Origin of the sequence: Pseudoalteromonas sp. UBA6610 (assembly GCF_002433295.1) — a bacterium.
Lineage (GTDB): Bacteria > Pseudomonadota > Gammaproteobacteria > Enterobacterales > Alteromonadaceae > Pseudoalteromonas > Pseudoalteromonas atlantica.
Genome location: NZ_DJHW01000059.1, coordinates 1 through 13,435 on the forward strand (window position 1 = coordinate 1; position 13,435 = coordinate 13,435).

The window sequence follows — 13,435 nt, forward strand, 5'->3', positions numbered from 1 at the left end:
AAACGCCAAAGGTCAACACGCCCTCGTTATTAGAGCTAAGTGGAGGGCACTTAACTGACAAGCGGCTCAAAACCGTTGCGGTGTGAGCTTAATGCTAAGCAATAAAATTATAATGCGTTAGCGATGCTTTAAATTGAGGGCGCATAATACGCTGATATAATTAAAATAATTACCCATAATTTATTTGAAACACTTTATAAAAACTATTAATAATGCAGTGCAATATTTAGGCAATAAAAAGCTCGGCGTATTAGGCCGAGCTTTAATGGTTGGGAGAGAAACTTTAATTATTTGGCAGTGGGTGCCGGTTGAATACTTATAGGCTGCGATTTACCAAGTAGCTTACGGGTAAGGCGCTTAGCGTCTTCTAGTGCTACGTATTGGCAAGGTATAAGTATTAAAGTAATTACCGTGGCAAATAGCACACCAAAGGCCAGCGATACCGCCATAGGAATAACTATTTTAGCCTGTAAGCTGGTTTCCATAATAATTGGCATTACCCCAATAAATGTAGTGATTGAAGTGAGCAATATAGCTCTAAAGCGCTTTGCACCGGCTTGCATAACGGCCTGTTTTACGGCCATGCCTTCTGCGCGTGCTTTATTTACAAAATCAACCATTACGAGGGAGTCGTTTACGACTATGCCCGCTACCGCAATAATGCCAAACATAGATAGCCCGCTCATGGTCATACCTAATATTACGTGACCAAACATTGCACCTACTACACCAAATGGAATAACCGACATAATAATAAGCGGCTGCGAGTAAGAGCGAAGCGGAATGGCCAATAAGGCAAATATAATCATCAACGATATAGCAAAGTCGCGTAACTGCTCATCGGCGCTGTCCATTTCTTCTTGTACGCGCCCAGCCACATTACTTTTAACGCCTGGGTAGCTTTTAAGCAGTGAAGGTAAATAGGTATCGCGAATTTCTTGTGCAATAGCAAACGGCTCAACTTGGTCAGTATTTACTGCTGCCCACACATTAACAGTACGGTTTGAATTTTCACGGCGAATACGGTTTACACCATCTACTAGCCTAACTTCGGCTACTTCGCTTAACGGTACTTCTGCGCCGGTTGGCGTAATAATACGCGCACTTTGAATGTTGCTAATTGAGTTACGCTCGCTTTCTGGGTAGCGTATCATTACTTTAATTTCTTCGCCTTCGCGTAAAATACGCTGTGCTTCTAATCCGTAGTAACTAAAGCTTACTTGCGATGCAACGTCGGCAAGTGTAAGTCCCATGCTGTAGGCCAGTGGTTTTAAATCTAGCTGTACTTCGTCGGTGGCACTTTGCAGTGAGTCGTTTACATCGCCTACACCTTCCATGCTTTGTAGTTTAGCTTTTAATTTACCAGCGACTTCTTTTAGCTCATCGGCATCTTTGCCTTGTAGCCTAAAGCTTACGTCGCCGTCATCACGTCCGCCGCTAAAAATATTATCTTGAATATTAAGCGTTTTAACACCTGGAAGCGGGGGCATTTGTTCGCGCCACAAAGTGCTTAATGCAAAGGTGTCGATAGGGCGCAAGTGTGGCTCTACTAAAATAGCCATAATGTTTGCTTGAGTACGCCCACGTAAGCTTACCGATAAATCGCGGATCATGCTTTGGCCGTATTGCTCTTCAAGCTCTTTATCTACTTTGAGTAATACATTTTCTATTTTACGGGCTGTTTCAAGGGTGGCTTGCTCCGAAGAGGCCAGGTTCATTTCAAGCGTAATACGTGGAAAATCATGCGGTATTTTAGGGTTAGGCACAAACTTAACTAAGCCGCCTGCAAACATACCTGCACTGACTATTAATATACATAAAAAGCCAATAATTACGGTATAACGATAATGTATACAATGGCCTATAAAAGGCGTGTAATAGTTTTGTACAAAGTGCTTTAAGCCACTATCAACCACATTACGCAGTTTATGTAATGGGTTTTTAGGGTTAGGTTTACGTGGGTTCATGGCTGCAATATGCGCAGGTAATATTAGCTTTGATTCAATCAGCGAGAAAATCAAACACAATATAATAACCACACCAATGGCTTTAGAAAACGCAGCGCCTGGGCCCGATGCCATAGCTTGCGGTAAAAACGCCGCGATAGTGGTTAAAACCCCAAAAGTGGCAGGCATTGCAACGCGCTTAACTCCGCGAATGACATTATCAAGGCTATGGCCGTGTTTTTCTATTTCGGCACTAGCAGACTCACCCACGACGATGGCATCGTCGACCACAATGCCAAGTACAATAATAAAGGCAAATAACGACACCATGTTTATGGTGATGTCTAAAAAGCCAATTGGCATAAACAAAAAGGCACCTAAAAAAGACACCGGTAAGCCCATCATTACCCAAAAAGCTAAACGCAGCGGTAAAAACAGTGCCAGCACTATCATTACTAAAATACCGCCCCATACCATGTTGTCGATCATCATATCGAGTCGACCTTCAAGGTAGTAAGTTAAATCAACAATAGGGGAGAGCTTTACGCCTTGTGGAAGTTTCGATTGTTTTTCTGCCATGTAGCCTTTAAGAATTTTAGCTACATCGGTAATGTCTTGATCTTTTGAGGCATCTACTTCAAACGTGAGTGAGTTTTTACCGTTATATTTAGAGTAAAGTAAGCCTTCTTCAAAGCCATCATTAATCGTTGCTACATCGCCTAAGTTAATCTGTGCGCCATCGGCAAGCGTTATAAGCGGAAGCTTTGCAAATTCACCACCACGGTAGGCTTGTTTTTCAACACGCATTGAAATATAGCCAGTGTCAGAGCGAATTTGCCCTGCCGACATATTGGTAGAAAAATTTTGCACCGCACTTGAAACATCTCTAAAAGTTAGGCCATATTCACGTAGTTTGTCGGGGCTTATTTCTATGCCTATTTCGTAATCTAGGCCACTGTAAAAGTCGACTAAATTAACGCCAGGCAAGGCGAGTAGTTCATCTTTTATGTCGTTACCTAGCTCTTTAAGCTGGTAATAACTCATGTCGCCATAAAGCGCGAGGATCATCACCTCTTGCTGAAATTTTTCACGTTGAATAACAGGGCGCTCCATTCCTGCCGGAAAGGTATTAATAGAGTCTACTTGTGCTTTTATTTCGTCTAGGGCTTCTTGTAGGTCGTATTTTTCTTCTATTTCTACCCACGCTTGCGCATAACCTCGGTTAGAGTAAGTGATTAAACGTTTTATACCCTCGGTACCCTCAAGGTTTTCTTCAATTTTTATGGTTATGCCTTCTTCAACCTCTTGTGGGGCTGCGCCTGGGTATACCGCTTGAATACTCACCCAGTTACTTTCAAACTGCGGGAATGCCTGTTTACGAATTGTCAGCGCTGTTAAAAGCCCGCCAATAAGTATAAAAATCATGATGAGGTTTGCCGCCACTGGGTTACGTGCAAACCATGCAATTAAGCCTTTTTCTGAGGTACTCATGGTGTATCCTCTTTAAGTGCTAATTGAGTCACATCGCTTTTAGGCTCAGTGCCTTCCAGCTTAACCGCCATGCCTTCTGTTGGGTATTCAAGGGCAGAGGTAATAAGTTGCTCACCACTGTTTAAGCCTTGGTCCGCAATCACCATACCGTTTTGTTCACGTACAATATTAAGCGTTTTAAAACTCAGGGTGTGATCGTCGTTTAAAATAGCAATTTTGTTATTTTTAACTAAATGGTGCGGCACTATAATCGCGTTATCAAGCGCGCGGCCTTTTATGGTGGCATTTATATAAGAGCCAAAACGCAGTGGTTTGGTCTTATCAGCGTACGGAGTCGGTAACTTAGCAACTAAATAGCTCATACGGCTGGTTTGATCTACCACACCTTCGCTTCGTACCACCTTGGCTTGCCATGTTGTTTGTTTGCCGGCAAATTCAGCATTAAGTGTAACCAATGCGCCAATACCGCCGTTATCTAGGTATTGCAGCTCTTTATCTGCAACAGGTAAACGCACCTCTGCAACCGAGGTAGCGCTTAGCTCGCCAAACTTGCTACCCGCACTAACCACTGAGCCTAAGCTAATGGTGCGTTGGTTTATTATAGCGTCGTAAGGGGCTTTGATGTACGTGCGTTCTAAATTACGTTTAGTGCGTTTTACACGGGCTTGGGCAGAGCGAAAGTTTGCCATTTTTTCTGCAAGTTGTGGTTTACGTAAATAAAGCTCCGATGCAATTGCATCGCTTGAGTCTGATTTAATACGTTCCCATTCGGCTTTAGCTACGTGAGCTTGCGCGCGTTCTATTTCAAGCGCTGAACTTGCTTGGGCAAGGCCTGCTTCGGCCTCAATTAAATCGGCCTCGTAATCATTTGGATCAATTCGTGCTAAAATATCGCCTTGCTTAACAAACGCGCCTTCAACAAATTGTTCGGCTACTGAAATAACTTGCCCGCTTACTTGTGCAACCAGCTCTGTACGGTCTTTAGGTTTTACTACGCCGTACGATTTAACATCGAGCGTTATTGCATCAATGTTTACGTTTTGCGCAGCAACAAGTGGGCGAGTGTCTTGCTCTGGTTTTTCTTCTGGTGGTGTTTTCATGGCTGAAAGGCCAAAAGCGAGTGCAATCCCGGCTGCTAAAACCGCGACTGGTAATAAAATTTGTTTTTTAGTAGCCACAAGGCATTCCTTCATATATTTGGTGACAAGGCAATAATACGCAATAAATTGTTTACAAGGCGTTTTAAGATGTAACAAAGCATTACATATGTGTATTACAGATAAATAATGGGCTAGGCAGGGTGTTAATTTAAATACAGAGGCCTGGCTTTAACTAACAGAGGTATTTATGAAAACAGAGCCTATGGCATGTCGCTTAGGCTGCGGCGCATGTTGCATTGCACCGAGTATTAGCTCCCCAATCCCCGGAATGCCAAACGGTAAAAAAGCCGGAGAGCGTTGTATTCAGCTTGATGAGAACAATTTATGTAAACTATTTGGCGATGAAAGTCGCCCTAAAGTATGTAGCGACTTTAGCGCCACGCGCGATGTATGTGGGTCAACTAATGCAGAGGCTCTAGCGCTTATTACCGAACTTGAGCAGTTAACCTAGCTTACGAAGTTAATACACATATATTTACATTTATCTATTACTGAGTAATTTTTTAAGTAATTAAAAGCTGCGCTTTTCACGCGAGCAAGCTCTGCGTCTACCGCAAATGTGCAGATATATGGTTGTTTTGTAGACGTAAAGCTTGCTTACGTGACAAGCGAAGCCTGTAAAAGTGATTTATTCACAAAGAGGGCAAGAGGCGCTGCGCTTTTAGAGGAAGAGGTTAACTTTAAGCAATAGTTGGTTTGTGTTTTCTCATTTACTCCTCATTCGCTTCTCTTTGTGCAACTTTTTAGCTTTGCTTTATATAAAAACGTGCTGCTTTTGCTGGCTTAAGGCCATAAAGTGAATAACTCACAAAGAGGGGAAGAGGCGCGGTGCTTTTAGAGGAAGAGATTAACTTTAAGCAGTAGTTGGCTTTTGTTTTCTCATTTACTGCTTATTCGCTTCTCTTTGTGCAACTTTTTAGCTTTGCTTTATATAAAAACGCGCTGCTTTTGCTGGCTTAAGGCCATAAAGTGAATAACTCACAAAGAGGGGAAGAGGCGCTGCGCTTTTAGAGGAAGAGATTAACTTTAAGCAATAGTTGGTTTGTGTTTTCTCATTTACGACTCATTCGCTTCTCTTTGTGCAACTTTTTAGCTTTGCTTTATATAAAAACGCGCTGCTTTTACTGGCTTAAGGCCATAAAGTGAGTAACTCACAAAGAGGGCAAGAGGCGCTGCGCTTTTAGAGGAAGAGATTAACTTTAAGCAATAGTTGGCTTTTGTTTTCTCATTTACTCCTCATTCGCTTCTCTTTGTGCAATATTTTTTGCCTAATATAGAGCTTTTATAAAAAACACAGCGTCTACAAATCAAAGTATAAATTGAGTTTGTAAACGCCGCTTTAATTTTACCAACTATACGTTGCGCTTAACGTATATTGTTCACCGCGCCCTGGTGTACCAGGTATTTCTTCAAACGACTCATCCCATACGTTATCTGCCGCTAAAGTAATAAATAAATTGCTTATCTGAGGCGGGGTTATTTTAAGCGTGAGTTGGGTAAAAAGCGCGTTGTCGTCGCCGTTTCTAAGCGCGTTTTTGTGTTGTGTACGCCATTCGTTATCTATTCTAAATTCTAAAATATCAGTTGGGTTATACACAGCGCCGAGTGTTAAACGGTGATCGGGGAAGTTTAACGCGTAAAAACTGGCATCAATATCGGTTGCGCCGTAGTTCTCTGATTTATGTAAATAGGTGTAGCTAGCAATAAGTTTTGCTGTATCAAAGTGCTTAGTCGCTAAAAATTCAACCCCTGCAGTATCAATATCAACCGGGTTTGCAAAGCGCGCCGAGGTAGAATCAAAATTAAAGGTCCAATCGGTTAAGTTATTATCTTTTCGATAAAAAATAGCCGAATTCAACTGCCAACTTTGCTCTTCAAGTAATAAACCTAGCTCTAAGTTTGAAGTAGTTTCGCGCTCAAGGTTGTAGTTACTTCTAAATAATCCACCAGAATCGCTGCCGCCAATGGCTGTGTAGCCTGCAACTTGGCTTGCCTGCGCGTATGATAAATAAATACTTTGCGCTGTGCCGTCATTATTTTGGGTATTTAAGGTTATATCACCAATAGCTGATACTTCAGCATCATCACGGTTTGTATCGTCATACGCCGCCCCTAAACGAAAAATAAGCTGTTGGTTAGCCTTTAGCGCCATTGTGTATTGGGGCAATACGCTCAGCTTATAATATTTTCGTGAGGTAAAATTGTTTTCAAGTGTGGTTGATTCAATCGAGTCATCAATAAATTGTGCTGAGTAATTGATTGCAAATGCATTGCTTTGTGCATGGCGGCCCGAAAGAGCAAGCGACTTAACCTCGCTTTTATGAAACGCTTCGAATGCACTTGGGTTTTCGCGCGAGTAAATATAGTGATCGTCATGGGTGCGGTAATACGCCGATACTTCAACATTACTGTTTTTAGCGTAATTTTGTTTGTGATTAAGAATCCAAAGGCGGGTTTCTAAATCTTCAGTTTCGTTAACGCCAAAAGGGGTATACAAGTTAGGCCAGCCAAAAAACTTATCCTGTGAGCCATAAAATAAATCGGTTTGGCTATGCTCGCTTGCCAATTGCACGCGAGCTGAGGCGCGCGAAAAGTCATGGTCACCATTATCAATAGTGCCATCACTTTGCGAGTGAGAATATTCACCTTCAAAACCTAAGGTATAGCCAGCTAAGCTATCAAGTTGTGTATTTTTAGCAGCGTGAATACTTTGAAGATTAAAGTCGTTCGTACCAGTACCAAGCGATACACTACCGCCAGTAATAATCGGTTTCCAACCAAACGAAACCGTACCTACAGAGCTGTTCATACCGTACAGTGCGTTATCGGCACCGGTTAAAACTGCTGGGCCGCTTAGCATTTGCGGTGCAATGGGAATTTCAGCAAAATAATGACCAGATTGCGGGTCAAGCAGGGTAGCACTGCCTACTCTAAAGCCGGTGTTTTCAAAAATACCGCCACGAATAGTTACATCAGCTTGTGCCTCAGCCATATTTCGTGATTGAAGATCTACACGCGGATCGTATTCTAAATTAGAAATAGGCGAGTCAAATGTACCTACAGGCAGTTTATTCGCAGTAGGCGAAGCCTCCACTGTTATTTGCTCGATTGAAGACTCATCAGATAACGTATTAGCATAAACAAATGGGGTAACACTGCATAAAAGTGCAGGCAATATAATGTGTGGTGTGCGGTTCATGTGTTTCTCGTCGTTTTTTATTTGAAGCTGCGGTTACAATAAATTTCAAAGCTTATATATGAGCATGATAAAATAGACAAATGTAACAGCAGTCATTTTGTGCGCGATTGTACATTAATTTGTTAATATCTGCATTTGATAACCATTCACACTTTTCTCATTAGGTAACATTTATAATGGATATTAAAGAACACAATACTATTTACTTTGCTGGTGGGTGCCTATGGGGCGTACAAGAGTTTATGAAACACTTACCAGGTGTTGTTAGCACACAGGCAGGGCGCGCGAATGGTTCAAGTAAAACTACAGATGGCAACTACGATGGTTACGCAGAATGCGTAAAGGTAATTTTTGACCTAAACGCCGTTAGCCTAAATAAGCTATTTGACTACTTTTTTGAAATAATTGACCCATATAGCATTAATAAACAAGGGGATGACGTAGGCCCTAAATACCGCACTGCTATTTACAGCAAACACCAAGGCCATTTAGACGCAGCAAACAATTATATAAATAAGCGCAGTGATGCAGAAAAAGTTGTAGTCGGCGTTGAGCGGCTAACTAATTACGTACCAAGCGATCCTGAGCATCAAGACCGTTTAACTAACCACCCAGATGACTATTGTCATATACCTTTTGAGTTATTGCATAAATACAGAACGAGTTAATAAAAACTATTGTTTATTTTTTCTTTGAGCTTTTTTGCTTAGTTTTTTCTCTGTTTTACGCGGAAACATGTCTCTACTTAGGTACGGTATAGCCAAAAAAAAGATCCCACACCCTAAGTAAAAAAGAAGGTTAAAAAGATAAGCAAATGGAGAGGTAGAGAAAAAATAAACCTCAGATTCAACTCGATAATCTGTTGGTGTATGAACATAACCGTCGTATATAGATTTTACTGCGATTATGATAGATAAGGAGCCTATAGCTAAAAAAGACAAGGAGAATGCTATTTGATTTAATAACATTCTGGTATTACTAATATTAGCGTGTTTGATTTTAGGCTTCTTTTTTGTTTTTTTATTATTTGGTTGCTTCATGTTTACCAAAAAAAGTAATAATCATAACTATAAATATACCGACAAAGCCTACGGTTGAGAAAACTAAACTATATTCACTTTGAATACTGAAAATATTTAGCAGGCTAGTTATTAATAAAAGTGATATTCCAAGTGTTTTTAACACTTCTAGTGTTTTATTCAAACGTATCCATGTTTGACAATATGGGCACTCGACTTCAAAAAATATCCCTTTTTTATTAGTGTTTTTTATTTCCGTACTTTTGATCTTATTATGGCAACTAGGGCATGTAGGTTTCATTTTAATCCTTTATTTAACCTTTTTAATTTCTCTTAAGACCCTAAAACCAATAGAATTAGCTCTCGAATTTATAGTAAAACCCATTCTAAGTGAGTGATGCACATGAGGCTGTGGCATGGTCCAACTAGCCCCTTTAACCGTTTTATTCTTACAGTTAATTATTTTAATAGGAGCAATAGTCTTTGTTGCATTGTTATGATTATCTACATAACAGTCCTGTACCCACTCATAGACATTAGAAGTGACATCGTATAAGCCAAAAGGGTTTGGCTTTAAAATACCTACATGCCAAGGGTGTCCTAAATCAGCCCCCTTTGGACAATCCCCTAAATCTCTATCGCAGTGATCAATGCCTTGTTCATAATCATTACCCCACCAAAACTTACTCGTTGATCCAGCGCGAGCTGCGTATTCCCACTCAACTTCGCTAGGCAGGCGATAAATATTGCCAGTTTCTTTGCTCAACCACTTTGTGTAAGCAACAGCATCAAACCAAGATATATTTACAACAGGTTGCTTACCACGCCCCCAGCCTTCATCGTTAGGACACGACCTAATTCCGGTTTTACAAAACTGATCATATTGTGCAAAAGTAATCTCGGTTTCACTTAGTGCATAGCTTTCTTTTATTATTGCTTTAAAAATAGGGGCTTCATCTTGAAAAGAGCGAAAATTTTCACCGCCTATGGTGCCTGTACCTGGCGGTATTATTACCATTTTAGGTGATAATTCACCGCTTTTAAGTTTATCTTGTATATAAGTGATTTTATGGTTAGAGATTTTAAAACTAGGCCAGCTAATATTAAAAAAGCCAATACAGAATCCAATCAAAATTATAATAATAATTAGATATTTTATTTTAAATTTATTTAACATATATCACTCTGTAGTTATGCCAATAATATAGCTCGCTGAATTTCTTATTTTATTATGTAAGCCATTTACGCTTCCATACATCGTGGCTGCAGCTCCTGCTCCAGTAGCTAATGATGCTTTAGTTAGAGATGCCTTGTAAAAAGAGCTTCTGATTAATCTCCGTACTTGTGCCTGAAGTGTCTACCTTTGTTGCTTTAGTGCCACTACATACATTCATAGCCTGTGCGGCTTAGACTGCTGGATAGCCTTTATCAACGACTAATTGAGCACATTCAAACCTGAATTCTGGTGTGAAATTGGGTTTTGTTCTTCATTTCATAGTGTCACCTAAAGTTTGAGAGGTGTATAATAACACCTCTATTTAGGTGGCAGAATTAACTATGCCACTACACACCAAATAGAGACCACCATAAAAGAAAATAGTAAATCAATAATATCACCCGCAACAACGGGTATATGCTCATAAAAACTAGAACGATAGACAATACCAGAGAATGCAACTATATGAATAGTTGCAAGACTGACGGCGAATAACTTAGCGAACTTAGATTCCATTTATATTAAATCGATTCGTACAGACCCTGCTCATTCTCTTCAACCAGTATCATAAAATCAATATACAATGAAACCACCTCGCCTTTGTCATCTAATCCCCAATAGGCAGGATAAGAACCATCACCGAACCCACTGCTCGATATCACACAATCATTATTATCTGTTATTGACACTATTTCTGGTTTTCCCGACAAACACCATTCGTCAAAGACTTTTTCTTTTGTAACTCGTTTTCCGACCATAAGACTCGCCACATCAAAAATGGCCAAGTTTCCAGCATCAACGCCATTCACTCCGTTACCATTGGGCGTATTAGCGGCATACCATTTTACTGGTAATTTACTATCGGATAACTTAACTCGAATACCGGCAACGCGCTCATGTATCGTTACGGTCTCTACAGGATATTCACCAGGTTTTATTCTTCTTTGTAGGGGCTCAAAATCATAAATATCATAACCAAGATCTAATATACCAATGATTCCGGATTTCGTTCGTAAACTCCCAATCTTTTCTAGTGTTACCACACCTTCACCTAAATGAGGCAGAGTAATACTCCGATCGCCTTGAAAAAGTATATTTTCATTAAGATTTATATGGTCTTCTCTATCCATAAGAGGTGCATCTTCAACACTCATTGCAAGAATTTCTGCATGTTTATTAGCTTTAATGATAGATGTTTTAGGGGGATGAAACATCGTATATATTCTCACTATTTTCCAGTTCTTGTCAGTATCGATCACAAGATCATAAACATAGTAAGTTGAAGATTTTGATGCTTCTTTATATACCTCAGTAAAGACCAGAGCACCCTTTTCATAAGCATCGCACTCTGTGATTTTTTCAATATTCACATCGTGCTTAGCGTCTGAGCTGTATGAATTTTTAGAGCCTGAACAGCTACCGTTGATAAAATGAGTCTCATCAACGATTGATATCAGACTTCTCCAATAATCAAAATCAAATTCGTAATCAGAATCGTCCCCCATTTCTTTTTCGGCGATGGACCATTGCTCATACCAGTGAGCAATAAATGCAGAAACTCTTTCTTCCGGCGAACCGGCAAAACTGCAATTATTTATGTCATTTTTCATGTTAAATTTTTCCTACACCTATTATATAACCAAGCGATAAAAATAAATTCTGCTTAGCCATTGTCACTTATTTATCATTCTCTAAATTTTTGCTCTTTTCTTTTTACTAGCCTGCACAGATGATTCCGCCATAGAGATTAAAACTAAAAACGTAAACACACCACCACACCAAGCTGCAAACACCCAAAGTGCTGCTTTAAGCTCATCCCAAGAGTCAATACTTATAGTAGCGAAATAAAAAATCCTAATGAAATAATTGGCAATATAAATAAAGAATAAAAAGTCGCCCCAATCGCATTCATTAATATTTTCTGATAAATAGTTGGGCTGGTTGTTCCCAAGTCGACGATACTAAAAACACACTGGGTCGCGATGAACAGACAAAAAACCTGTAATGCGCTCCAACCTACTGCGGCTAAAATAGCAATCAATTGCATGTATAATCCCTCATTCATTTTAATAACATACCGAACGACATAACCCCATCAGACTCTCTGCATCTTTACATTCGTGTTAACAGGTGCGACTTGTGAAATGTGTTTAACCGCGTCACTATTAAGAACTTTTTCTTTGAATGCTTCTATGTTTTCATTCTCATGCCAAAAATTGCCTTTTACATTGGATACTTCGCACTGTCATAACCAAAGTTAACCTGCAGCTGTGACGTACCGGCAGGCTCACCTTTTTTATCCGTAAATGAAAACTGCCTAGTTATATATATTTTTGTATTATCTTCCCAAGGATAAGGCCCGTAAAACTGGAATAATAACATATCTTCATCCTCTTTTTTGTAGCATACCTTAACATCACTATTGAAGAAAAAATCAATAATCTTGCTCAATGCATCTTCAACATAGGAGGCATCACGAACTATTTTTTGTGTATGAACTGGACTTCCCAGCCTTCAATGAACAGTTTGATGTATGGGGTAATGAACTTGTACTCAAAGCTATAAGAAATACTAAAGAATTTCTCGCTGATGCAAAATTAAAAGATGACGAGGTACTGACCCAAATGGAATCTTTTTTGTACCATCAGCATTGGCGAGTTAGAGATAGGGACATGGGGTGCAATAATGGCGAACCTGATGAAGACGACATAAATATTAATGAACTTAACTCAGGTATTGTTTATGAGCGCCGATACGGCATGAGTTGGGTTTTAGGTTATGGTGAGTCGTGGGACGATGTGCCAACAGATACATAATAATTTACGCCTGTACGCTTTAGATTTGACGTGGCTTGCTTCGTTGAGATTTAGCTGGTTGTTAGTAGTTTCGCTCTATTATCCATTTGTATAAAGCTATGACTGGTCTCAATATAAAGGCTCTTAAGTTTAGTGTTATATTGGGGCATATGAACATCAAAAATAAGGCTATTGTTTAGTTTGCTATGATTAGAGTTGGCTTGGATTTAAGAGTTTATTTAAATGTAGGAAGTCCACATATCATTTGGGCTAGGGTATAAATCTGAAATTTAAAATAGCCTTAGGTAATTAGAAGCTTCGCTTCTCGCGTAAGCAAGCTTAGTGCTTACAGATAAAATAAAGCCTAGCGTTTACAGGTAAAGCTTAACCGATGTTTTGTAGACGTGCAGCTTGCTGACGTGACGAGCGTAGCTCGTAATTTATAGTTGATATTGTGCGCTATAAGTCATTAGAAGCTTCGCTTCTCGCGCAAGCAAGCTTAGCGCCTTGTATCTCTCGTTGATAAATGATTAGCTATCATTTATCACATCGAAGTCAGTGAGCTTGCCTTTGCGCCTAGTATTTAATACTGCTCCGTAGATAAAGCCC

The 13,435-nt window shown here is 39.9% G+C and carries 13 protein-coding genes; 3 read left to right on the forward strand and 10 right to left on the reverse strand.

Translation table 11 applies throughout. From position 1 onward, the window contains the following. Positions 1–287: 287 nt before the first annotated feature. Both B4F91_RS07580 and B4F91_RS07585 read right to left on the reverse strand, forming a co-directional pair. The gene (locus B4F91_RS07580; RefSeq protein WP_286939240.1) at positions 288–3,437 is read right to left on the reverse strand and encodes an efflux RND transporter permease subunit; all 3,150 of its coding nucleotides are present in this window, start codon (positions 3,435–3,437) and stop codon (positions 288–290) included. Next, positions 3,434–4,615: an efflux RND transporter periplasmic adaptor subunit gene (locus B4F91_RS07585; RefSeq protein ID WP_286939238.1), complete on the reverse strand. Its 1,182-nt coding sequence runs from the start codon at positions 4,613–4,615 to the stop codon at positions 3,434–3,436. The genes B4F91_RS07580 and B4F91_RS07585 overlap by 4 nt, the downstream gene beginning before the upstream one ends. 169 nt (positions 4,616–4,784) lie before the next feature. Here B4F91_RS07585 and B4F91_RS07590 point away from each other — a divergent pair, with 169 nt between their 5' ends. Beyond that, entirely contained in the window at positions 4,785–5,048 is a 264-nt protein-coding gene (locus B4F91_RS07590; protein ID WP_029774574.1) for a YkgJ family cysteine cluster protein, read from the forward strand. An 894-nt stretch (positions 5,049–5,942) separates the two neighbouring features. Here B4F91_RS07590 and B4F91_RS07595 read toward each other — a convergent pair. Further along, on the reverse strand, positions 5,943–7,796 hold the full coding sequence (locus B4F91_RS07595) for a TonB-dependent receptor plug domain-containing protein (RefSeq protein ID WP_248442087.1): 1,854 nt from the start codon (positions 7,794–7,796) through the stop codon (positions 5,943–5,945). 176 nt (positions 7,797–7,972) lie between these two features. Between B4F91_RS07595 and B4F91_RS07600 the strand changes: the two genes are divergently transcribed. Then, positions 7,973–8,464, forward strand: a complete 492-nt coding sequence (locus B4F91_RS07600; protein WP_286938999.1) for a peptide-methionine (S)-S-oxide reductase — start codon at positions 7,973–7,975, stop codon at positions 8,462–8,464. Positions 8,465–8,470: 6 nt separating this feature from the next. On the opposite strand, the gene B4F91_RS07605 is transcribed toward B4F91_RS07600, so the two are convergent. From B4F91_RS07605 to B4F91_RS07635, 7 genes are all read right to left on the reverse strand, one after another. After that, positions 8,471–8,836 carry a hypothetical protein gene (locus B4F91_RS07605; RefSeq protein WP_286939000.1) on the reverse strand — a complete coding sequence of 122 codons (366 nt, stop codon included), beginning with the start codon at positions 8,834–8,836 and terminating at the stop codon, positions 8,471–8,473. Next, positions 8,820–9,116 (reverse strand): hypothetical protein, encoded by a 297-nt coding sequence (locus B4F91_RS07610; RefSeq protein ID WP_126007451.1) that lies wholly within the window; start codon positions 9,114–9,116, stop codon positions 8,820–8,822. The genes B4F91_RS07605 and B4F91_RS07610 overlap by 17 nt, the downstream gene beginning before the upstream one ends. A 9-nt stretch (positions 9,117–9,125) precedes the next feature. After that, positions 9,126–9,992, reverse strand: coding sequence for a formylglycine-generating enzyme family protein (locus B4F91_RS07615; RefSeq protein ID WP_286939001.1), 867 nt, complete (start codon positions 9,990–9,992; stop codon positions 9,126–9,128). Between the two features lie 378 nt (positions 9,993–10,370). Beyond that, complete coding sequence (locus B4F91_RS07620) at positions 10,371–10,547, reverse strand: hypothetical protein (RefSeq protein WP_286939002.1); 177 nt, start codon at positions 10,545–10,547, stop codon at positions 10,371–10,373. A 5-nt stretch (positions 10,548–10,552) separates the two neighbouring features. Then, the gene (locus B4F91_RS07625) at positions 10,553–11,641 is read right to left on the reverse strand and encodes a DUF4241 domain-containing protein (protein ID WP_286939003.1); all 1,089 of its coding nucleotides are present in this window, start codon (positions 11,639–11,641) and stop codon (positions 10,553–10,555) included. A gap of 221 nt (positions 11,642–11,862) precedes the next feature. Continuing rightward, positions 11,863–12,078, reverse strand: a complete 216-nt coding sequence (locus tag B4F91_RS07630) for a hypothetical protein (RefSeq protein WP_286939005.1) — start codon at positions 12,076–12,078, stop codon at positions 11,863–11,865. A gap of 176 nt (positions 12,079–12,254) precedes the next feature. Then, a complete protein-coding gene (locus B4F91_RS07635) occupies positions 12,255–12,482 on the reverse strand; it encodes a hypothetical protein (RefSeq protein ID WP_286939006.1) in 228 nt (75 codons plus the stop codon). On the opposite strand from B4F91_RS07635, the gene B4F91_RS07640 reads away from it, so the two are divergent. Next, on the forward strand, positions 12,482–12,847 hold the full coding sequence (locus B4F91_RS07640) for a DUF4272 domain-containing protein (RefSeq protein ID WP_286939008.1): 366 nt from the start codon (positions 12,482–12,484) through the stop codon (positions 12,845–12,847). The two genes, B4F91_RS07635 and B4F91_RS07640, sit on opposite strands and share 1 nt — an antisense overlap. Positions 12,848–13,435 lie beyond the last annotated feature (588 nt).

Bases quoted from the DNA above. Each gene is read 5' to 3' on its own strand.
- B4F91_RS07580 (WP_286939240.1), bottom strand. From the start codon at position 3,437: ATGAGTACCTCAGAAAAAGGCTTAATTGCATGGTTTGCACGTAACCCA.
- B4F91_RS07590 (WP_029774574.1), top strand. From the start codon at position 4,785: ATGAAAACAGAGCCTATGGCATGTCGCTTAGGCTGCGGCGCATGTTGC.
- B4F91_RS07595 (WP_248442087.1), bottom strand. From the start codon at position 7,796: ATGAACCGCACACCACACATTATATTGCCTGCACTTTTATGCAGTGTT.
- B4F91_RS07600 (WP_286938999.1), top strand. From the start codon at position 7,973: ATGGATATTAAAGAACACAATACTATTTACTTTGCTGGTGGGTGCCTA.
- B4F91_RS07605 (WP_286939000.1), bottom strand. From the start codon at position 8,836: ATGAAGCAACCAAATAATAAAAAAACAAAAAAGAAGCCTAAAATCAAA.
- B4F91_RS07610 (WP_126007451.1), bottom strand. From the start codon at position 9,116: ATGAAACCTACATGCCCTAGTTGCCATAATAAGATCAAAAGTACGGAA.
- B4F91_RS07615 (WP_286939001.1), bottom strand. From the start codon at position 9,992: ATGTTAAATAAATTTAAAATAAAATATCTAATTATTATTATAATTTTG.
- B4F91_RS07620 (WP_286939002.1), bottom strand. From the start codon at position 10,547: ATGGAATCTAAGTTCGCTAAGTTATTCGCCGTCAGTCTTGCAACTATT.
- B4F91_RS07625 (WP_286939003.1), bottom strand. From the start codon at position 11,641: ATGAAAAATGACATAAATAATTGCAGTTTTGCCGGTTCGCCGGAAGAA.
- B4F91_RS07630 (WP_286939005.1), bottom strand. From the start codon at position 12,078: ATGCAATTGATTGCTATTTTAGCCGCAGTAGGTTGGAGCGCATTACAG.
- B4F91_RS07640 (WP_286939008.1), top strand. From the start codon at position 12,482: ATGCATCTTCAACATAGGAGGCATCACGAACTATTTTTTGTGTATGAA.